Annotated in this window: 21 protein-coding genes; 14 read left to right on the top strand and 7 right to left on the bottom strand. The window is 70.4% G+C overall.

The annotated features are described in order from the left end of the window. Window positions 1-42 precede the first annotated feature (42 nt). The 12 genes from CAL11_RS20680 to CAL11_RS20625 all read left to right on the top strand — a co-directional run bounded on the left by CAL11_RS20680 (window position 43) and on the right by CAL11_RS20625 (window position 12,207). Window positions 43-717, top strand: a complete 675-nt coding sequence (locus CAL11_RS20680; protein WP_086094091.1) for a fumarylacetoacetate hydrolase family protein — start codon at window positions 43-45, stop codon at window positions 715-717. After that, on the top strand, window positions 714-1,481 hold the full coding sequence (locus CAL11_RS20675; protein ID WP_003819445.1) for a fumarylacetoacetate hydrolase family protein: 768 nt from the start codon (window positions 714-716) through the stop codon (window positions 1,479-1,481). Before CAL11_RS20680 ends, CAL11_RS20675 begins: the two co-directional genes overlap by 4 nt. Before the next feature lie 9 nt (window positions 1,482-1,490). Then, complete coding sequence (hpaE, locus tag CAL11_RS20670) at window positions 1,491-2,960, top strand: 5-carboxymethyl-2-hydroxymuconate semialdehyde dehydrogenase (RefSeq protein WP_086094090.1); 1,470 nt, start codon at window positions 1,491-1,493, stop codon at window positions 2,958-2,960. Between the two features lie 2 nt (window positions 2,961-2,962). Further along, on the top strand, window positions 2,963-3,826 hold the full coding sequence (gene hpaD, locus CAL11_RS20665; RefSeq protein WP_167382548.1) for a 3,4-dihydroxyphenylacetate 2,3-dioxygenase: 864 nt from the start codon (window positions 2,963-2,965) through the stop codon (window positions 3,824-3,826). Between the two features lies 1 nt (window position 3,827). Then, window positions 3,828-4,265 carry a 5-carboxymethyl-2-hydroxymuconate Delta-isomerase gene (locus CAL11_RS20660; protein WP_086094088.1) on the top strand — a complete coding sequence of 146 codons (438 nt, stop codon included), beginning with the start codon at window positions 3,828-3,830 and terminating at the stop codon, window positions 4,263-4,265. Further along, a complete protein-coding gene (gene hpaH, locus CAL11_RS20655) occupies window positions 4,265-5,080 on the top strand; it encodes a 2-oxo-hept-4-ene-1,7-dioate hydratase (protein WP_086094087.1) in 816 nt (271 codons plus the stop codon). Before CAL11_RS20660 ends, hpaH begins: the two co-directional genes overlap by 1 nt. Window positions 5,081-5,088: 8 nt before the next feature. Then, window positions 5,089-5,892, top strand: coding sequence for a 4-hydroxy-2-oxoheptanedioate aldolase (gene hpaI / locus CAL11_RS20650; RefSeq protein ID WP_033466894.1), 804 nt, complete (start codon window positions 5,089-5,091; stop codon window positions 5,890-5,892). A 46-nt stretch (window positions 5,893-5,938) separates the two neighbouring features. Beyond that, entirely contained in the window at window positions 5,939-6,880 is a 942-nt protein-coding gene (locus CAL11_RS20645) for a LysR family transcriptional regulator (protein ID WP_086094086.1), read from the top strand. A gap of 142 nt (window positions 6,881-7,022) precedes the next feature. Further along, window positions 7,023-8,003 (top strand): tripartite tricarboxylate transporter substrate-binding protein, encoded by a 981-nt coding sequence (locus tag CAL11_RS20640; protein WP_086094085.1) that lies wholly within the window; start codon window positions 7,023-7,025, stop codon window positions 8,001-8,003. Window positions 8,004-8,030: 27 nt separating this feature from the next. Next, window positions 8,031-9,707 carry a thiamine pyrophosphate-dependent enzyme gene (locus CAL11_RS20635; RefSeq protein ID WP_086094084.1) on the top strand — a complete coding sequence of 559 codons (1,677 nt, stop codon included), beginning with the start codon at window positions 8,031-8,033 and terminating at the stop codon, window positions 9,705-9,707. After that, on the top strand, window positions 9,707-11,143 hold the full coding sequence (locus tag CAL11_RS20630; RefSeq protein WP_167382547.1) for an aldehyde dehydrogenase family protein: 1,437 nt from the start codon (window positions 9,707-9,709) through the stop codon (window positions 11,141-11,143). The genes CAL11_RS20635 and CAL11_RS20630 overlap by 1 nt, the downstream gene beginning before the upstream one ends. Before the next feature lie 101 nt (window positions 11,144-11,244). Next, entirely contained in the window at window positions 11,245-12,207 is a 963-nt protein-coding gene (locus CAL11_RS20625) for an alpha/beta hydrolase (RefSeq protein WP_086094082.1), read from the top strand. Window positions 12,208-12,234: 27 nt separating this feature from the next. On the opposite strand, the gene CAL11_RS20620 is transcribed toward CAL11_RS20625, so the two are convergent. Both CAL11_RS20620 and CAL11_RS20615 read right to left on the bottom strand, forming a co-directional pair. After that, complete coding sequence (locus CAL11_RS20620) at window positions 12,235-12,831, bottom strand: helix-turn-helix domain-containing protein (RefSeq protein WP_086094081.1); 597 nt, start codon at window positions 12,829-12,831, stop codon at window positions 12,235-12,237. A gap of 19 nt (window positions 12,832-12,850) precedes the next feature. After that, window positions 12,851-13,852, bottom strand: coding sequence for a tripartite tricarboxylate transporter substrate binding protein BugE (locus CAL11_RS20615; RefSeq protein ID WP_086094080.1), 1,002 nt, complete (start codon window positions 13,850-13,852; stop codon window positions 12,851-12,853). A 289-nt stretch (window positions 13,853-14,141) separates the two neighbouring features. On the opposite strand from CAL11_RS20615, the gene CAL11_RS20610 reads away from it, so the two are divergent. Together CAL11_RS20610 and CAL11_RS20605 are read left to right on the top strand one after the other, a co-directional pair. Further along, window positions 14,142-14,516 (top strand): hypothetical protein, encoded by a 375-nt coding sequence (locus CAL11_RS20610; protein ID WP_086094079.1) that lies wholly within the window; start codon window positions 14,142-14,144, stop codon window positions 14,514-14,516. A gap of 49 nt (window positions 14,517-14,565) precedes the next feature. Then, the gene (locus CAL11_RS20605) at window positions 14,566-14,904 is read left to right on the top strand and encodes a hypothetical protein (RefSeq protein WP_086094078.1); all 339 of its coding nucleotides are present in this window, start codon (window positions 14,566-14,568) and stop codon (window positions 14,902-14,904) included. Window positions 14,905-14,913: 9 nt separating this feature from the next. Here CAL11_RS20605 and CAL11_RS20600 read toward each other — a convergent pair whose 3' ends face one another. From CAL11_RS20600 to CAL11_RS20580, 5 genes are all read right to left on the bottom strand, one after another. Next, a complete protein-coding gene (locus CAL11_RS20600; RefSeq protein ID WP_086094077.1) occupies window positions 14,914-15,723 on the bottom strand; it encodes a crotonase/enoyl-CoA hydratase family protein in 810 nt (269 codons plus the stop codon). 68 nt (window positions 15,724-15,791) lie between these two features. Further along, window positions 15,792-16,607, bottom strand: coding sequence for an SDR family oxidoreductase (locus tag CAL11_RS20595; protein WP_086094076.1), 816 nt, complete (start codon window positions 16,605-16,607; stop codon window positions 15,792-15,794). A 45-nt stretch (window positions 16,608-16,652) separates the two neighbouring features. Further along, window positions 16,653-17,747 (bottom strand): CoA transferase, encoded by a 1,095-nt coding sequence (locus CAL11_RS20590; RefSeq protein WP_086094075.1) that lies wholly within the window; start codon window positions 17,745-17,747, stop codon window positions 16,653-16,655. Continuing rightward, window positions 17,740-19,074, bottom strand: coding sequence for a phenylacetate--CoA ligase family protein (locus CAL11_RS20585; RefSeq protein ID WP_086094074.1), 1,335 nt, complete (start codon window positions 19,072-19,074; stop codon window positions 17,740-17,742). The genes CAL11_RS20590 and CAL11_RS20585 overlap by 8 nt, the downstream gene beginning before the upstream one ends. Further along, window positions 19,028-19,711 (bottom strand): TetR/AcrR family transcriptional regulator, encoded by a 684-nt coding sequence (locus tag CAL11_RS20580; protein WP_086094073.1) that lies wholly within the window; start codon window positions 19,709-19,711, stop codon window positions 19,028-19,030. Before CAL11_RS20580 ends, CAL11_RS20585 begins: the two co-directional genes overlap by 47 nt. Between the last annotated feature and the right edge of the window lie 5 nt (window positions 19,712-19,716).

Here is a 19,716-nt window from a genome sequence, read left to right as displayed (position 1 = left end):
GGCCCGCGCGCGCAACCTACGCAACGTTCGAGGATTATCACGATGTCCGATCCGCTTTCGCAGCTTTACGACGATCCGCCGTACCGGCTTTCCGGCGTCGTGTACGGCGCGCTGCTGAACCAGCGCGAAGCGCTCGACCGCCTGGGAGAGGCGGTCAACCAGCCGCCCTACAAGGCCCCGCCCAAGGGGCCGGTGCTGCACATGAAGCCGCGCAACACGCTGGCGCGTGACGGCCAGGCCATCACGCTGGCGGCCGATGTGCCGGCCATGCGGCTGGGCGCGACCCTGGGCCTGGTGCTCGGGCGCACCGCCTGCCGCGTGGACGCCGCCGACGCGCTGGACTACGTCGCCGGGGTGGTGCTGGTGGCCGACCTGACGGTGCCGCACGACAGCTTCTACCGGCCGTCGGCGCGCTTCGTCGCGCGCGACCGCTCGTGCTTCATCGGCTCGCGCATCGTGCCGCTGGCCGAGGCGGGCGACCCGGACGCGATGGTGATCGACGTCAGCGTGGACGGCAAGCCGGTCCAGGCCGCCTCGATGGGCGGCCGCGTGCGTCCGGCGGCGCGGCTGCTGGCCGACGTGACCGATTTCATGACCCTGTCGGCCGGCGACATCCTGTTGCTGGGCACCTGCGTCGACCAGCCGCAGGTGGGGCGCGGCCAGGCCTTCGCGCTGGCCGCCAGGGGCATGGGTGAACTGCATGGAGAAACGCAATGAAGCGCGCACGCGTTGCCTACGGCGGGGCCATACACAGCGCCACGCCGCATGAACAGGGCCTGCTGCTGGCCGACGGCCGGGTGGTGGGCGAGGATGCGGTGGTGTGGCTGCCGCCGGTCGAAGTCGGCACCCTCATCGTGCTCGGCCTGAACTACGCGGACCACGTCAAGGAGCTGTCCAAGGAGCTGACCGTCACCACGCGCGACGAGCCGCTGGTGTTCTTCAAGGGGCCGGGCGCGGTGGTGGGGCATCGCGCCCAGACGCGCCGCCCGCGCGACGCCACCTATATGCACTACGAGTGCGAGCTGGCGGTGGTGATCGGCAAGCCGGCCAAGGACGTCAAGGCGGCCGACGCCATGGCGCACGTGGCCGGCTATACCGTGTGCAACGACTACGCCATCCGCGACTACCTGGAGAACTGGTACCGGCCCAACCTGCGCGTGAAGAACCGCGACACCTGCACGGTGATGGGCCCGTGGCTGGTCGACGCGGCCGACGTCGCCGACCCGCACGCGCTGGCCCTGCGCACGCTGGTCAACGGCAAGGTCACCCAGCAGGGCAGCACGGCGGACATGATCAACGACATCCCGGCGCTGATCGAGTACCTGAGCGGCTTCATGACCCTGATGCCGGGCGACGTCATCCTGACCGGCACGCCGGACGGGGTGGTCAACGTCGAGGAGGGCGACGAGGTGGTCTGCGAGATCGAGGGCATCGGCGCGCTGGCCAACACCATCGTCGGCGACGCGGTATTTGGACGATAAGGAACGAACATGCGGATTGAACATCTGATCGACGGCAAGGCCGTCGCCGGCAAGCAGTACTTCGAGACCATCAATCCGGCCACGCAGGAGGCGCTGGCGGAGGTGGCCGCCGGGGGCGAGGCCGAGGTGCACGCCGCGGTCGCGGCCGCCAAGGCGGCGTTTCCCAAGTGGGCCGGCCTGCCGGCCGCCGAGCGCGCGCGCCTGGTGCGCAAGCTGGGCGACCTGATCGCCGCCCACGTGCCCGAGCTCGCGCGCACCGAGACCAACGATTGCGGCCAGACCATTTCGCAGACCGGCAAGCAGCTGGTGCCGCGCGCGGCCGACAATTTCTATTACTTCGCCGAGATGTGCACGCGGGTGGACGGCCATACCTATCCCACGCCCACGCACCTGAACTACACGCTGTACCACCCGGTGGGCGTGTGCGCGCTGATCAGCCCCTGGAACGTGCCGTTCATGACCGCGACCTGGAAGGTCGCGCCGTGCCTGGCGTTCGGCAACACCGCCGTGCTGAAGATGAGCGAGCTTTCGCCGCTGACGGCGGCGCGCCTGGGCGAGCTGGCGCTGGAGGCGGGCATCCCGCCCGGCGTGCTCAACCTGGTGCACGGCTATGGCCGCGACGCCGGCGAGCCGCTGGTGGCGCACCCGGACGTGCGCGCCGTGTCGTTCACGGGCTCGACGGCCACCGGCAACCGCATCGTGCAGGCGGCCGGGCTGAAGAAGTTCAGCATGGAGCTGGGCGGCAAGAGCCCGTTCGTGATCTTCGACGACGCCGCCCTGGACCGGGCGCTGGACGCGGCGATCTTCATGATTTTCTCCAACAACGGCCAGCGCTGCACCGCCGGCAGCCGCATCCTGGTGCAGCAGAGCATCTACGCCGACTTCACCCAGAAGTTCGTCGAGCGCGCGCGCCGCATCCGCGTCGGCGACCCGCTGGACGAGGGCACCATCGTCGGGCCGCTGATCAGCCCGGCCCACCTGGCCAAGGTGCGCGGCTATATCGAGCTGGGCAGCAAGGAAGGCGCCACCATGCTGTGCGGCGGGCTGGACCGCCCCTCGTACGCGCCCGAGCTGGATGCGCGCGTGCGCGGCGGCAACTTCGTCTGGCCGACGGTGTTCGCCGACGTCGACAACCGCATGAAGATCGCCCAGGACGAGATCTTCGGGCCGGTCGCCTGCCTGATTCCGTTTCGCGACGAGGCCCACGCGATCGAACTGGCCAACGACATCGAGTACGGCCTGTCGAGCTATGTCTGGACCGAGAGCGTCGGCCGCGCGCACCGCGTGGCGGCCGCCATCGAGGCCGGCATGTGCTTCGTCAACAGCCAGAACGTGCGCGACCTGCGCCAGCCGTTCGGCGGCACCAAGGCCTCGGGAACCGGCCGCGAGGGCGGCACCTGGAGCTACGAAGTGTTCTGCGAACCGAAGAACGTCGCGGTCTCGCTGGGCAACCACCACATTCCGCACTGGGGAGCATGACCATGGGCAAGCTGGCCTTGGCCGCCAAGATCACGCACGTGCCGTCGATGTACCTGAGCGAGCTGGACGGACCCAACAAGGGCTGCCGCCAGGCCGCGATCGACGGCCACAAGGAGATCGGCCGGCGCTGCCGCGAGCTGGGCGTGGACACCATCGTGGTGTTCGACGTGCACTGGCTGGTGAACAGCGACTACCACATCAATTGCGCGCCGCGCTTCTCGGGCTGCTATACCAGCAACGAGCTGCCGCACTTCATCAAGAACATGGATTACGAGTATCCGGGCAACCCGGCGCTCGGCCATCTGATCGCCGACGTGGCCAACGAGATGGGCGTGGCCACGCGCGCGCACAGCGAGACCTCGCTGGGCATGGAGTACGGCACGCTGGTGCCCATGCGCTACATGAACGAAGACCAGCATTTCAAGGTGGTCAGCGTTTCGGGCTGGTGCGTCTGGCATGACCTGGCCACCAGCGTGCGTTTCGGCCAGGCGGTGCGCAAGGCCATCGAAGAGCGCTACGATGGCACGGTGGCGGTGCTGGCCAGCGGCTCGCTCAGCCATCACTTCGCCGAGAACGGCACGGCGCCCGAATACATGCACAAGGTCTGGGATCCGTTCCTGGAGCAGGTGGACCGGCGCGTGGTCGAACTGTGGGAGAAGGGCGATTGGCAGACCTTCTGCCCCATGCTGAAGCTGTACGCCGAGCAGTGCTGGGGCGAGGGCGGCATGCACGACACCGCCATGCTGCTGGGCGCGCTGGGCTGGACCGACTACGACCAGCCGGTCGAGGTGGTCACGCCGTACTTCGGCAGTTCGGGCACCGGCCAGATCAACGCGATTTTCCCCGTCTCGCCGCTGAAGGTGTGATATGCCGCATCTCGTCATTCTCTATTCGGGCAACCTCGACCGCGACCTGGACATGGGCGCGGTGTGCCGCGGGCTGGCCGACGCCATGCTGACGGTGCGCGATGACGAGGGCCGCCAGGTGTTTCCCAGCGGCGGCACACGCGTGCTGGCCTATCCGGCGCCGCACTACGCCATCGCCGACGGCGGCCAGGCCGGCCGCGACGCCGGTGAATCGGGCGACTATGGCTTCGCCTACCTGAACCTGCGCATGGGGCGCGGACGCAGCGAGGCCGTGCAGCGGCGCGCCGGCGAAACCATCGCGCAGGCGGCCAGGGATTTGCTCGGACCGCTGCTGCAGCAGCGCCGCGTCGGCCTGACCTTCCAGATCGACGTGGGCGCCGAGGTTTACGATGCCAAGTTCGGCAACCTGCATGCCTTGTTCCAGAAAGGGGAAAAATAATGCTGAGCGAAGCGCTGATCGGCGAGCTGGCCGCGCAACTGTATGAGTCGGAGAAGACGCGCGTGCAGGTGGAGCACTTCTCCAAGCGCCATCCCGAAATCACCATCGAGGACGGCTACCGCATCAGCCGCGCCTGGGTGGCCCTGCAGCAGGCCGACGGCCGCCGGGTGATCGGCCACAAGATCGGCCTGACTTCGCGCGCCATGCAGCAGGCCAGCCAGATCGACGAGCCGGACTACGGCACGCTGCTGGATAACATGCTGTACGCCTGCCGGCCCGGCGAGGAGCTGGCGATTCCGTTCGAGCGCTTCATCGCGCCGCGCGTGGAGGTCGAACTGGCGTTCGTGCTGAAGGCGCCGCTGCGTGGCCCCGACGTGACGGTCGAGCAGGTGCTGGCGGCCACCGAATACGTGACGCCCGCCATCGAGATCATCGACTCGCGCATCGAACAGTTCGACCGCCATACCCGGGCCATGCGCAAGGTATTCGATACGATCAGCGATAATGCGGCCAACGCCGGCGTGGTCACCGGCGGAGAACGCGTGTCGCCGCAGGCGCTGGACCTGCCGTGGTGCGGCGCCATCCTGCGCCAGAACGGTGTCGTGGAAGAGACCGGCCTGGCCGCTGGCGTGCAGGGGCACCCGGCCATCGGCGTGGCGTGGCTGGCCAACAAGCTGGCGCCCTGGGGCGAAACCCTCGAACCCGGGCAGCTCGTGCTGGCCGGCTCCTTCACCCGCCCGGTGGCGGCGCGCAAGGGAGACGCGTTCGAGGCGGACTACGGTCCGCTCGGCGCGATGAGGTTTCGCTTCGTATAAGGATGGTCATGGATATTCCTCGCAATACGTTCAAGGCCGCGCTCAGGCAAGGCCAGGTGCAGATCGGTCTGTGGGTAGGCCTGGCGGACCCCTACGCGGCGGAAGCCGTCGCCGGCGCCGGCTATGACTGGCTGCTGATCGACGGCGAGCACGCGCCCAACGACGTGCGCCAGATGCTGTCGCAGCTGCAGGCGGTGGCGCCGTATCCGGTGCATCCGGTGGTGCGGCCCGTCATCGGCGATGTGCCGCTGATCAAGCAGATCCTCGACATCGGCGCGCAGACGCTGCTGGTGCCGGTGGTCGAATCGGCCGAGGAAGCGGCCACCATGGTGGCCGCCACCCGTTACCCGCCGCGCGGCATACGCGGCGTGGGCAGCGCGCTGGCGCGCTCGTCGCGCTGGAACCAGATCCCGGACTACCTGCACAAGGCCGACGAGGAAATGTGCGTGCTGGTGCAGGTGGAAACCCGCGCCGGCATGGAACAGCTCGACGCGATCACCCAGGTCGAGGGCGTGGACGGCGTGTTCTTCGGCCCGGCCGACCTGTCGGCCTCGATGGGACATCTGGGCAACCCCGGCCATCCCGACGTGCAGGCGGCCATCCTGGACGCGATCCGGCGCGTGCGCGCCGCCGGCAAGGCGCCGGGCATCCTGACGGCCGACGTCAAGCTGGCGCGGCAGTACATCGAGGCCGGCGCGCTGTTCGTGGCCGTGGGCGTGGACACCACCTTGCTGGTGCGCGCCGCCCGCGACCTGGTGCGCCAGTTCAAGGACGAGCCGGCCGCGCAGCCGTCCGGCCCGTCGGTGTACTGACCCCGCCGGCGCGCGGCGGCCGGTCGTTCCGGACAGGCGGCCCGCCATGACGATCCAGCAGCTTCGCGCCTTGATGGCCGTGGTGTCGCACGGCGGCTTTCGCGCCGCCGCGCGCGCGCTCGATGTGTCGCAAGGCGGGCTGACCAAGAGCATCGCCGCGCTCGAACAGGAATATGGCGTGGACCTGATCGAGCGCAGCGCCAAGGGCGTGTTGCTCACGCCCAAGGGCGCGGCCTTCGTGCCGATGGCGCGCGCCATCGTCGAGGAGGCCGAGCGCGCCGAGGGCTGGCTGCGCGCGCAGTCCGGGGAGATCCCGGCCAGCGTGTCGCTGGGCGTGTCGATCGAACCGTCGATCCGCCTGGCGCCGGCGGTCTTGCGCGATTTCCGCAAGGCGCTGCCCGACACCAGCGTGCACCTGACCCAGGGCGTGGCCCTGGACCTGCTGGGCGCGCTGCGCGAGAACCGGATCGAGCTGGCCGTCATCCGGTTGCCGCGCAACTTCGATTCCAGCGACCTGAAGGTCCAGCGCCTGTACCAGTCCGAGCCCGTCATTGTCGGGCGCGCGGGCCATCCCGGCGCGGGCGCGGCGTCGCTGCGCGAGCTGGTCAGGTATGACTGGGTGGTGGTGGGCGACACCTCGCGCCAGGGGGCGATGAACGACGACAGCATCTGGGAGCTGTTCGACCGCGAAGGCCTGGGCCGGCCGCGCTTCGCGGCGGTGTGCAATTCGCTGCTGAGCATCGTCGCCATGCTGATGGAGTCCGATGCGCTGGCGCGCGTGCCGCGCGCGCTGCTCGACCATTCGCTGGCGCGCCGCAACCTGATTCCCATCCCGGTGGCCGAACCGCCGGTGCCGTACTGGATCGCCACGGTGCACAAGGCGTCGCGGCGCCTGTCGCCCGAGGCGCAGACCCTCAACGCCATGTTGTCTTCCTATGCGCGCATTTCCTGTGCGCTGTCGGCCGAGCGCCGTCCCGGCGAGCCCTGAGACCCGCGCGCCGTCGCGCGCGCGGCGCGGTTGATTGCCCGGAGGAATCGCGAGCACCGCAAACGCATGGCCCTGGCTCCGGTCTCGCGCCCACAATAGCGCCGCCGCAGCAATGCGCGATAACGACACGGGAGACATAACCATGCATGCCATTTTCAAGGGTCTGATCATCGCCGCCACGGCGCTGTCCGCCGCCGGCGCGGCCACGGCCGCGCCCGCCTATCCGTCCAAGCCGGTCACGCTGATCGTGCCCTTCGCGCCCGGCGCCTCGGCCGACGGGGTGGCGCGCCTGCTGGGCCGCAAGCTGGCCGACGGCCTGGGCCAGCCGGTGGTGGTCGAGAACCGCCCCGGCGCGGGCGGCACGACCGGCCTGATGGCGCTGGCGCATGCGGCGCCCGATGGCTATACGCTGGCCATCGGCGCCACCGGCGCCATCGCGGTGAACCATCACCTGCCCGACGCCGCGCCGCTGGACGCGGCCAAGCAGCTCACGCCGGTGGCCAAGGTGGCCGATATTCCGCTGGTGTTCATCGCCAGCCAGCAGTCGCAGCTACGCAGCATGCAGGACATCGCCGCGCAGGCGGCCAAGGCCAAGGGCGGCCTGAGCTACGGCACCTCGGGCCAGTTCACCTCGCAGCACCTGGCGGGCGAACTGTATGCCGACATGGCCAAGACCGCCCTGGTCGCCGTGCCGTATCGCGGCAGCAGCCCGGCGCTGACCGACGTGATCGCCGGACAGGTGCCGCTGGCGGTGGTGGACCTGACCTCGGCCTTTCCGCAGATCAAGGCGGGCAAGGTGACCGGCCTGGCGGTCACCGGCACGCGGCGCGCGATCGCCGCGCCGGATATCCCGACCGTGGCCGAGCTGGGCTTCCCCGGGTACGCGGCCAGCGGCTGGCTCGGCATGTTCGCGCCGGCCGGCACGCCGGCGCCCATCGTGGCCCAGGTTTCGGCGCAGCTCGAGACCATCCTGGCCGACCCGCAGGTCGGCGCCGAGCTGCTGACCCTGGCGGTCGAGCCGGCCTACCTCGACCCGGCCGCGTTCGCCGCCTATACCCGGGCCGAGTCGGACAAGTGGGGCAAAGTCATCGGTGCGATGGGCCAGGCCAAGAACCAGCCCTGAGCAGCAACGCAGTGGGAGAGAAACAGCATGAAGGCAGCAATGACAGGCGGTGAAGTGTTCGTGGAAGGACTGGTGCGCAACGGGGTGAAGGATCTGTTCTTCATCCCGGGCATCCAGCTGGACTGGGCGGTGGAGGCGCTGCGCAAGCGCGCCGGCGAGATCAACCTGTACGTGCCGCGCCACGAGCAGACCACGACCTATATGGCCGATGGCTACTATCGCGTCACCGGCAGGACCGGCACGGCCATGGTGGTGCCGGGCCCTGGGGCGCTGAACGCCGGCGCGGGGCTGGCGACCGCCTATGCGTCCGGGTCGCGCATGGTGTTCGTGACGCCGCAGATCCATGCCGAAGGCGTGGGCAAGGGCTACGGCCTGTTGCATGAAATCAAGGACCAGAGCGGCTTCGTCCAGGGCCTGACCAAATGGCATCGCCTGGTCGGCGCGCCGGCCGATATCGGCGCCTCGGTGGACGCCGCCTACGCGCAGGCCGGCCAGGGCCGGGCGCGCCCGGTGGGCCTGGAGATTCCGCACAATTACTTCCAGGCCGAGGTGGCGGGCCAGGACGAGGCCGCGCCGCCGGCGCGGCCGGCCGAGCCGCCCATGCTCGACGAGCAGGCCATCGCCGCGGCGGCGGCGCTGATCGGCCAGGCCCGCCTGCCGGTGCTGTACGTGGGCGGCGGGGTGTTCCCGACCGGCGCGTACGAGGCGGTGCGGCGGGTGGCCGAGCGCATCGGCGCGCCGGTGGTGATGAGCGACAACGGCCGCGGCGCGCTGCCCGACCATCATCCGCTGGCCATGAACTCGCTGGCCGGGCGCGCGGTGTTCCAGCACGCCGACGTGGTGGTCGTGGTGGGCAGCCGCTTCATCGATGCCCTGATGCCGGCGGCGTCGTGGCCGGCCGGCCGCGCCCGTTTCGTCTACATCAATATCGACGCCGCCGACATGACGGCGCCGCGCGCACCCGACGTGGCCATTGCCGCCGACGCCGCGCATGCGCTGGCGGCGCTGGAGGAACGGTTGCGCAGCCGCACCGCCTTCACGCACGAGCAGGCGGCGCGGGTCAAGGCCTGGGCGCAGGCGCAGATCGACCGGATCGAGCCGCAGGCCGCCTACATCCGCGCGATGCGCGATGCGCTGCCCGAGGACGGCATCTTCGTCAACGAGCTGACGCAGGTCGGCTATCTGTCGCGCATCGCCTTTCCGGTGCATGCGCCGCGCACCTATATCGGGCCGGGCTACCAGGGCACGCTGGGCTATGGCTTTCCGGTGGCGCTGGGCGCGGCCGTGGGCGGCGCGGGGCGCCGCGTGCTGTCCATCACCGGCGACGGCGGCTTCGGCTGGAACCTGCAGGAGCTGGCCACCGCCCGGCGCTACAACCTGCCGGTGACGCTGGTGGTGTTCAACGACGGCCATTACGGCAATGTGCGCGCCATCCAGAAGCGCGAGTTCGGCGCCGAGGTGGCGGTGGACCTGTGCAACCCCGATTTCCAGCTGCTGGCGCGCGCGTTCGGCATTCCGTCCGAACAGGTGGACAGCCCGGCGGCGCTGGGCGCGGCCATCAAGGCGTCGCTGTCGGGCGGGCCGGCGCTGATCGAAGTGAAGATAGGCGAAGTGCCCAGCCCCTGGCATCTGCTGCGCCTGCAGCCCATGGCCGGCATGGCCGGGCCGCAGGCCGCCGCCAATCCGCTCGATGGAGACTATTGATGGATTACGCGGAGTTCTATGCCGACGGGGCATTCCATCCATGCGGCGGCGCCACCGTGCTGCTGGTGTGCAACCCCGCCACGGAGCAGGCCGAAGCGTCGGTGCGCGCCTGCTCGGCGGACGACCTGGAGCGGGCGGTGCGCGCCGCGGCCGCGGCGGGCCCGGGCTGGGCGGCCACGCCGCTGGCGCAGCGGCGCGACGCGCTGGACCGGTTGGCCGAGGCCTTGCGGCAGCGCGCCCCGGACATCGTGGCGGGCCTGGCGCGCGAGATCGGCTGCCCGGTCTGGCTGGGCGAGCTGATGCAGGTGCCGATGGCGATGAAGGGCATGGCGTTCGCGCGCGAAGGCATGGACGCCATCGCCTGGCGCGAGCGCATCGGCAACGGCTTGGTCGAGCGCGTGCCGGTGGGCGTGATCGCGGCCATCACGCCCTGGAACTTCCCCCTGCACCAGATCGTCGCCAAGGTGGCGGCGGCCCTGGCCGCGGGCTGCACCGTGGTGCTCAAGCCCAGCGAACTGGCCCCCGGCGCGGCCTGGCAATTCATCCAGGCCTGCCACGACGCGGCCTTGCCGCCCGGCGTGGTCAACCTGGTCTGGGGCGACGCCGCCATCGGCCAGGCGCTGGTCGCGCATGCGGCGGTGGACCAGGTCAGCTTCACCGGCAGCACCGAGGTGGGGCGCAGCATCATGGCCGAGGCCGGCCGCCACCTGAAGCGGACCACGCTGGAGCTGGGCGGCAAGTCGGCCGCGGTGCTGCTGCCCGATGCCGACCTGGAGCGCGCGCTGCCGGTGGTGCTGCGCATGGCAGTGGCCAACAGCGGGCAGGCCTGCGTAAGCCAGTCGCGCCTGATCGTGCCGCGCCAGCGGCTGGCCGAAACCGAGCAAGCACTGGCCGCGCTGGCGCAGGCCTGGCCGCAGGGCGATCCGCTCGACGCGGCGACCCGGCTGGGGCCGCTGGCCAACGCGCGCCAGTTCGAGCGCGTCAACGCGATGGTGAGCCGTGCGCTGGAGCAGGGCGCGCGCCTGGTGGCCGGCGGTCCCGGCCGTCCGGCGGGACAGGCGCGCGGCTGGCACGTGCCGGTGACGATCCTGTCCGACGTGACGCCGGATATGGAGTTGGCCCAGGAGGAAGTGTTCGGCCCGGTGCTGGCCCTCATGCCGTACGAGGACGGCGGCCAGGACGGCGGCGAGGCCGAGGCGCTGGCGCTGGCCAACGCCACCCGCTACGGCCTGTCGGGCGCGGTGTGGTCGGCCGACGCCGGGCGCGCCGCCGCCTTCGCGCGGCGCATGAAGACCGGCCAGGTCATCATCAACGGCGCCGACCAGAACCTGGCCACGCCGTTCGGCGGGCGCGGCGCATCCGGGGTGGGCCGCGAGAACGGGCGCTTCGGCATCGAGGAGTGCCTGACCTGGCAGTCGCTGCACGGGGCGCCGTAGCGGCCCTGCAGGCCTGAAGGTCGTGCGTGAAATTTTCTATATAAAGAAAAATTCCGGTATAGTCGATTCGTTGCGTCATAACCTCGGATGGGCAAGCGACGATGGCATACGACCCGGGCATTCAGGCATATGTGGAGCGCGCGCGCCGCGCATTGGGCGACATGGCGGGGCTGAAGGCCCTGACCCTGGCGCAGCGGCGCGTGCGGGCCGACCGCTACGCGGCGCTGGTGCGCGAGCCGTATCCCGAGTCGCTGGAAGTCAGCGATACCTATATCGTCCTGCCCGGCCACGAGATTCCCGTGCGGGTGTACCGGCCGCGCGCCGAGGGGCCGCTGCCGACCATCGTCTACCTGCATGGCGGCAGCTTCGTGGCGGGCAGTCCGCAAGGCCACGATTTCATCACCACCAGCCTGGCGTGCAACACCGGCGCCCAGGTGCTCAGCGTGCACTACCGGCGCGCGCCCGAGAACCCCTATCCCGCGCCGACCGACGACGCCTACGCGGCGCTGTGCTGGGCGCAGCGCGAGGCAGAACTGCTGGGGGTCGACCCCGGGCGCATCGCCGTGGCCGGCGACAGCGCCGGCGGCAACCTGGCCGCGGCCTGCGCGCTGATGGCGCGCGATCGCGGCGGGCCGGCGCTGCGCATGCAGGCCCTGATCTACCCGACGCTGGACGCCGACCTGGACACGCCCAGCTACCTGAACAACACCGAAGACGCCTTCCTGACCCGCGAGGCGATGGCATTCGCGGTCAACGCCTTCCTGCCGCAGGGGCTGGATACGCGCGACGGCTATGCGTTGCCGCTGCGCGCGGCCGATCACGCCGGCCTGCCGCCGGCCTATCTGCTGCTGGCCGACCACGACCCGCTGCTCGACGACGGCACGCGCTACGCCGCCCGGCTGCGCGAGGCCGGCAACGCCGTGCAGCTGCGCATCGGCGCGGGCATGATCCACGGCTTCCTGCGGGCGCGCCGCCTGAGCGCGACGGCCGACGCCGAGTTCCATCTGCTGTGCGCGGCGCTGCGGCAGGCGCTCGGCCTGCCCGAGCCGGCGGCGCGCTGGTAGCGCGCTGGTAGCGCGGGCGCGCGCGGCCTAGAAGTGCCGCTGGGCGGCCGGCTCGTGGGCGATGATCCACAGGATGCTGGCCGGCTCGTCGTAAGGATTGCGAAAGACGTGCGGCGTGGCGCCGTCGAACTGGAAGCTGTCGCCGCGTTGCAGCTGCAGCGTCCGGCCGTCGAGCTCCAGCTCGAAGGCGCCTTGCAGCACCATGCCGCCCTTCTCGGCCGCGTAGCTCAGCGGCGGCGCGCCGGACGTCCCGCCGGGCTGGATGTTCAGCACCATGAATTGCAGCCGCTGGCCGGCCGGCGGCGTGAGCATTTCCTTGGTCATGAGCGGCGTGCCGAACTGCATGACGCGGCGCGTGCCGTCGCGCCGCACGTGGGCGGCCAGGTCGCCGGCGCCGGCCGCCGTCTCGTCATCGGCCTCGAACAGGGCGCTCAGCGGCACGTCCAGGGCCTGGCGGATGCGCGCCAGCGTCTTCAGCGAGGGGTTGCCCAGGTCGCGCTCGATCTGGCTGAGCATGCCGGTGGCCACGCCCGAGCGGGCCGCCAGCGTCTGCAGCGATATTTTCTTTTCCTTGCGGATGCGCCGGATGGCCTGTCCGACGAGGCGGGTGTCGTCTGCTTGCATGAGGGGAAAAGGCGAGCGCTCAGCGCGGTGTCTTCAGGCCCATGCCGTCGAGGATGGGCATCCACTTGGCGTAGTCTACTTCGAACAGCTGCTTGGCATCGGCCAGCGAGCCGCTCATGGGCACCAGCCCCATTTGCGTCAGGCGCTGCTGCAGGGCGGGGTCGGCCATGGCCTTGCCGAGCGCGTCGTGGATGCGCGCCTCGACCTCGGGCGGCGTGCCGGCCGGCACGAACAGCGCCTGCCAGGGCTGCATCTTCTCCTTGATGACCTCGCCCAGGCCCGCCTCGGCCACGGTGGGCACCTCGGGCAGGTCGGCCAGCCGCGTTTCGGTGAACGAGGCCAGCGCGCGGATCTTGCCGCTCTTGACCAGCTCCTTGATGACCGGCGGGGTGTCGACCAGGTAGGCGTTGCGGCCCTCGACCAGGTCGACCAGCGCGGGCGAGCTGCCGCGATACGGCACGTGCACGACCTTGGCGCCGATGGCGTCGGCGAAGTACTGGGCGGTGACGTGGCCGGAAGTGCCCGCGCCGGCCGAGCTGAAGTTGTAGGCGCCCGGCTTCTGCCTGAGGTATTCGGCGAAGGACTTGAGGTCCTGCGCGGGCGAGGAGGCCGGCACCACCAGCACCAGCGGCACCTTGGAGATGAGCGCCACGGCGGAGAAGTCCTTGACCGGGTCGTAGGGCAGCTGCGGCGCGGTGCCGGCCAGCAGGATCTGCGTGGACATGCCGCCCAGCAGCAGCGTGTAGCCGTCGGGCTTGGCCCGCGCCACCGCCTGGTTGCCCACCAGGCCGCCCGCGCCGGCGCGGTTCTCGACGATGACGGTCTGGCCCAGCGCCTGGCCCATGCGTTCGGCGATCAGGCGCGCCACGATGTCCGAGTTGCCGCCGGTGGCGAACGGCACGACCAGCGTGACCGGGCGCTCGGGATAGGCGGCCTGCGCGGCGGCGGCGCCAGCCAGCAGCGCGAGGCCGGCGGCGCGGCGGGTCAGTCTGGCCAGGCGGGAAAGCAGGGACTTGGACATGCGGAACCTCGGCGAAAGAACGGCGGTTGAGTGGTTTGCTGTTTGCCGAAAATTATAGGCAGAGTGTTAGAAAATTTTCTATATAAAAGAAAATTTCTCGGGAAAACCCTGGCGCAGCGAGCGCGCGGCGGCGGCAATGAATAATTCAGTAACGTTTGTATTCATTTGCGTTATTCGTGACGGAAGGATGGCCTATCATGCCGCGCGTGCTGACGCGGGCACGCGCCGGCAAACCTTGCAGGATTGCCCGGTTTCATTGAACCCATAACCACCAGAACGAGAGATGCCAATGATTCGCCGTTTGCTGTTGATCCTGATGCTGTGCGCGCCCCTGGCGGCGTGCGAGACGCTGCAAAGCGGGCAGGGGGGCGCCGACAAGTACAGCCCGACCGCCTTGCGCGAGAACCTGAAGAAAGGCGTGACGACGGTCGAGGACGTGCGCCGCATCTACGGCGAGCCGCGCAGCATCAATCAGGGCCCGGAAGGCGTCACGATGATGGTCTACGACCCCGACACCAGCCGCAACGACATGTTGTCCACCGCCATGAGCGCGGTCGGGCTGGGTTCGGTCGGCGGCGCGGCCAGGCCCGAGAGCCGTTCGCTGTTTGTCCATTTCGAGCGCAACCGCGTTGACAGCTACAGTCTGTCGAGCAGCAAGAATTGACGCCGGCCGCGCCCGGCGGGCGCGGCGCCACCACGCAGGAGTCCCGAACATGTTGAAAACGCTGTGCAAGAAGGCCCTGGTCGCCGCGGCCGCGCTGGGCGTGGCCGGCGCGTGCGCCGCCCAGGGCGCCGAGACCCACCTGGCCATGGCCGAGATGGGGGGCGTGATGCACGCCGCCGCGCAGGCCTGCGGCGATTACAAGCCGGCCGAGCTGAGCGACATGAAGGCGCGCCAGCAGCAGGCCATGGCCGGCATGGGCGTGTCCGCCGAGCAGTTCGAGACCGCGTTCGCGGCCGGCCTGGCCAAGGGCAAGCAGCAGATCGCCGGCGCCAGCGCCCAGCAGAAGCAGCAGATGTGCGAACAGCTGCGCGCCATGCCCCGGCAGTAGCCCGGGATATCAGTCCCGGCGCGCCGCGCGGCTGAAATCCGGCCGGCGCTTCTCGATGAAGGCGGTCACCGCCTCGCGGTGCTCCGGCGTCTTGTGGGCGATGGCCTGGGCTGCCGCCGATTGCTCCAGCAGGCTGTCCAGCCCCAGCTCCTGGCCTTCGCGCAGCAGGCGCTTGGTCAGCCGCAGCGTGGCCCCGGGGTTGGCGGCGATGCGCTCGGCCAGCTGGCGCGCCTGCGCCAGCAATTGGTCGTGCGGCACGACGCGCGACACCAGGCCGCAGGCCAGCGCCTCGGCCGCCGCCATGGCATCCCCCGTGAACGACATTTCCAGCGCGCGCGACATGCCGACCACGCGCGGCAGCAGCCATGCGCCGCCGTCGCCCGGCACGATGCCGACCTTGATGAAGCTCTCGGCGAAGCTGGCCTGCTCGGAGGCGATGCGGATATCGCACATGCAGGCCAGGTCGCAGCCCGCGCCGATGGCCGCGCCGTTGACCGCGGCGATGGTGGGCACGTCGATGTTGTAGAGGGCGCGCGTGAGCCGCTGGATGCCGTGGCGGTATTCCTGGCGGATGTCGGCGGCGCTGATGCTGTCGTCGAAAAAGCGCCGCATGTCCTTGACGTTGCCGCCCGAGCTGAAGACGGGATCGGCGCCGGTGAGGATGATCACGCGCACGGAATCGTCGCGCGCGACCTCCTCGCACAGGTCGACGATTTCCTGCACGGCGGTATTGCCGGTCAGGGCGTTGCGGGTTTCCGGCTGGTCGAGGGTGACGGTCCAGATGGCGCCGTCGCGGTCGTGGCGCAGGAATTTGCTCATGGTGTTCGTTTCCGGGTGAAAGACAGGAGATGGGCGGCCGCGGCCGGGGCCGCGGCACGGATACGGGTTCAGGCCGCCAGCATGTGCAGGCCGCTGCCCAGGTGGGCCGCGCCGTCGATCTGGATCAGTTGGCCGGTCATCAGGTGGGCGGCCGGCGTAGCCAGGAAGGCTACCAGTTCGGCGACTTCCTCGACACGCGTGGGCCGGCCCATGGGCGTGGCCTCGACCAGGCGGTCGAGCATGGCGCGCGCGGCTTCGCCGGCCAGGCCTTCGGTGATCACCGCGCCGGGGCCGATGCAATTGAGCGCGATGTCGTCGCGCGCCCATTCCAGCGCCAGGGTGCGCGTCAGGCCCAGCACGCCGGCGCGCGCGGCGATGGAGTGCGCGATGCCCATCGAGCCGCGGTCCACGCCCGAGAGCGAAATGTTGACCACCGCGCCCTTGCGCGCCTTCAGGAACGGGTAGGCGGCCTTGGTGACCACGAATACGGCGTTGAGGTTGACGTCGATGACGGCATCCCAGCCCTTGCGGCTGATGTCGGTGGCGGGCGCGAAGAACTGGCCGCCGGCGTTGTTGACCAGCAGGTCTATGCCCTGGCGCTGGCCGACCTCGGCCACCAGCGCCTCGATGGCGGCGGTCTCGCGCACGTTGCACGGCGCGTGGTCGAAGCGCCCGGGCAGCCCCTGCGCCAGGCTGGCGGTTTCGGCCAGCGGCTCGGCGCGGCGGCCGGTGCCGAACACATTCATGCCCAGCGACAGCAGGCGCAGCGCGATGCCGCGGCCGATGCCGGAGCCGGCGCCGCTGACGAAGGCGCTGCGGCCGGCCAGCGCGTCGGCGCGCAGCACGCGCAAGTCATCGATGGAGGGAGCGGAGGATGAGGTCATGGACGGCTTTCCTGAAAAGGGTTTCCTGAAAGAGTCGAACGGGCTTCAGCCGGCGCGCCGGCCGCCGCCCACGTGCGGGGTGGCGGTGCGCGGCAGCCGCTGGCCGTCGAACAGCGCCGGGAAGGCCGGCACGTGCTCGCCCGAAGGCAGCGCCCGCGACACCGCGCCGGGTCGCAGGCCGCGGATCATGGCCAGCGCTTCCTCGGGCGGGCGGACGTTGCCGGCCGGGATCTGCAGTTCGCGCATGCGCGCCAGCACGGTTTCGCGCCGCTGCGGCAGGGTCCAGGCTTCGACCTGCGCGTCGAAGTGGGCGGCGCGCCGCAGCCGTTCCGTGAAGGGGGCGTCGTCGGCGCCGATCAGCGGGCGCAGCCGCGCCCAATAGGTGTCCACGCCGCCGAGTATGTAGACATGGCCGTCGGCGCAGCGGTAAATGCTCGATGGCGCCGAGGCGCGGTCGCGGTTGCCCATGGGCGGGCCCAGCGCGTCGCCCTCGCTGACGGCCAGCGCCGCCGGCCCGATCAGCATGGCGGCGGCCACCTCCATCATGGACAGGTCGATCAGGCAGCCCTTGCCGGCCGGGTCCAGCATGGCCATGGCGCAGCTCATGCCGGCGTACATGCCGCTGAACATGTCCACCGGCCAGCTGGTCGACAGGCGCGGCGAACCGTCTTCGTCGCCGTTGAGCAGCGCGAAGCCGGACTCGCACTGGGCGATGGTGTCCATGCAGACGCGATCGTCCTGCTGGCCGTAGCCCGACACCAGCGCGATGACCAGGCGCGGAAAGCGCGCGCGCAGCGTCGGCCCCTGCAGGTCCAGCTTTGCCAGCGAGGATGGCGCCAGGTTGCAGATGAAGGCGTCGGCCGTCTCGAGCAGGGCGTCCAGCGCGGCGCGGTCGGCCGCCACCCGCAGATCCAGCACCTGGCTGCGCTTGCCGGTGTTGAAGCTGCGCGCGTAGTAGCTGCCGTAGGCGTTGCCCTGCAGCGTGCGCACCCCGTCGCCCTGCGGCGATTCGATCTTGACGACGTCGGCGCCGAAGTCGGCCAGGTACTGGGCCGCGGTGGGGCCGGCGATGAATTGCGAGAGGTCGACCACCCGGCGGCCCGCCAGCGGCCGGGGCAGGTGTTCGGCGGGCTCAGGCATGGATCACCCGCTTGGCCTTGTGCACGGTGCGCGGCAGCGTGCCGGACTCGACCACCTCGACCTGGAAGCGCACCTGCAGCTTTTCGCGCAGGCGCTGCGACAGCCGCTCGCCCACGTCGGCGGCCGCGCCGCTTTCGCGCTCGACCCGCAGTTTCACGCCGGTCAGGAACCCGGTGTTCGGATCCTTGAGGCTGTCGTCGAGCACGATGACGTATTCGTTGGTCAGGCCGGGGAAGGCGCGCACCACGTCCTCGATGGCCGAGGGGAACAGGTTCACGCCGCGCACGATCAGCATGTCGTCGCTGCGGCCCAGCACGCCGCCGGTCAGCCGCGCGTGGGTGCGGCCGTCGGGGGCGGGGCGGCTGTCGCGCACCACGATGTCGCCGGTCCACCAGCGCACCAGTGGGCAGGCCTGCTTGTCCAGGTGGGTCAGCACCAGCACGCCGCGTTCGCCGTCGGCCACCGGCTCGTGGGTTTCGGGGTGCAGGATCTCGACGTAGATGAAGTCCTCGGCCAGCGTGGGGCCCAGCTGCGCGGCGGTATCCCAGCCGATGGGCTGGCATTCCAGCGCGCCGTAGCAGTCGTACATCCTGGCGCCCCATTGGCGCTCGATGCGTTCGCGGGTGCCGGGGATGCTGGCGCCGGGCTCGCCGCCCACGCACACCATGCGCACCGGCGAGCTGGCCAGGTCGCGGCCCATGGCCTGCGCGGCCTCGGCCATGTGTGCCATGAAGGACGGCGTGCCGATCACGCATTGCGTGCCGTACTGGTAGATGGTTTCGATCTGCCGCTGCGTATCGCCCGAGGACGCCGGGATGACCAGCGCGCCGACGTGCTGGGCCGCCAGCGTGGCGCCCAGGCCGCCGACGAACCATGCGTAGTTGAACATGCACTGGAAGACGTCGCCGCGGCGCAGGCCCTGGCCGTACAGGTAGCGTGCGTACAGGTCGGCCCAGCGGTCGATGTCGGCCTGGGTCCACAGCACCGGCGCGGGGCGCGCGGTGGTGCCCGAGGAAAAATGCACCCGGACCGCTTCGCCCGGCGCGACGGCGGCCAGGCTGCCGAAGGGGGGTTCGGCCTGCAGTCCGGCCAGGTAGTCGCGCTTGTGCGTGAAGGGCAGGCGGCGCAGGTCGGCCAGGCTTTTCAGGTCGCCGGGCTCGAAACCGGCGGCCGCGAAGACCTGGCGATAGTGATTGCTGGTGCGCGCCACGCGCTGCAGCTGGCGCCGCAGCGCGTCGAGCTGGAACTGTTCGATGCGGTCGCGCGACCAGGTCTCGGCCTCATCCCAGATCGTATCGGAATAAGGCTGTCTCTCTTGCTGCTTCATCGTTGGAGTCCTTGAGTAGGCCCCGCAGCGCGTAGGCCGCCAGGGCATGCGCGATATCGTCTATCGCCTCTTCGCTTTGCAGGCGGCGCTGGCTGTACCAGACGGTGGCCCAGTTCAGCGCGCCGAAGAACGGTTTGCTCAACAAGCGCGGCGGCAGGTCCACGAACGAGCCCTCGCGGACGCCGTCGTCGATGACTTCCACGAACATCTGCTCGTAGTCGTCGCGCATCTTGACCACCGCGCGCAGCCGCTTGGCCGCCGAGGAGGCTTCCAGCAGGTGCCGCTCCAGCCCCTGCACCGCGACCTTCTGCATCGGCATCTCCTTGAGCAGGATCTGCGTGTGCCGCAGCGCCATGGCCGCCAGCCGCCCGACGGCGCTGCCGCCCTCCCTGGCCAGCGGCTCGACCTGGGCGGTCAGGCGGTTCATGGCGGTGACCTGTACGTCGAAGAAGAGGTCAGCCTTGCTGCGGTAGTGGTGATAGATGCGGCCCTTGGTGGAGCCCAGCCGCTGGGCGACGGCGTCGATGGAGGTGGCCGCGTAGCCGAACTCCATGAACAGTTCCGCGGCCGCCCGCAGGATTTCGTCTCGCGACTCGCCGCCGTTGGCGTCGGCGGGCGTCTGGTGTGCACTGGCCATTGATA

It is taken from the genome of Bordetella genomosp. 6 (assembly GCF_002119705.1).
Taxonomy (GTDB): Bacteria; Pseudomonadota; Gammaproteobacteria; order Burkholderiales; family Burkholderiaceae_B; genus Bordetella; species Bordetella bronchiseptica_F.
Note: the sequence above shows the minus strand (reverse complement) of the source record. Positions and strands in the feature narration are given on the sequence as shown.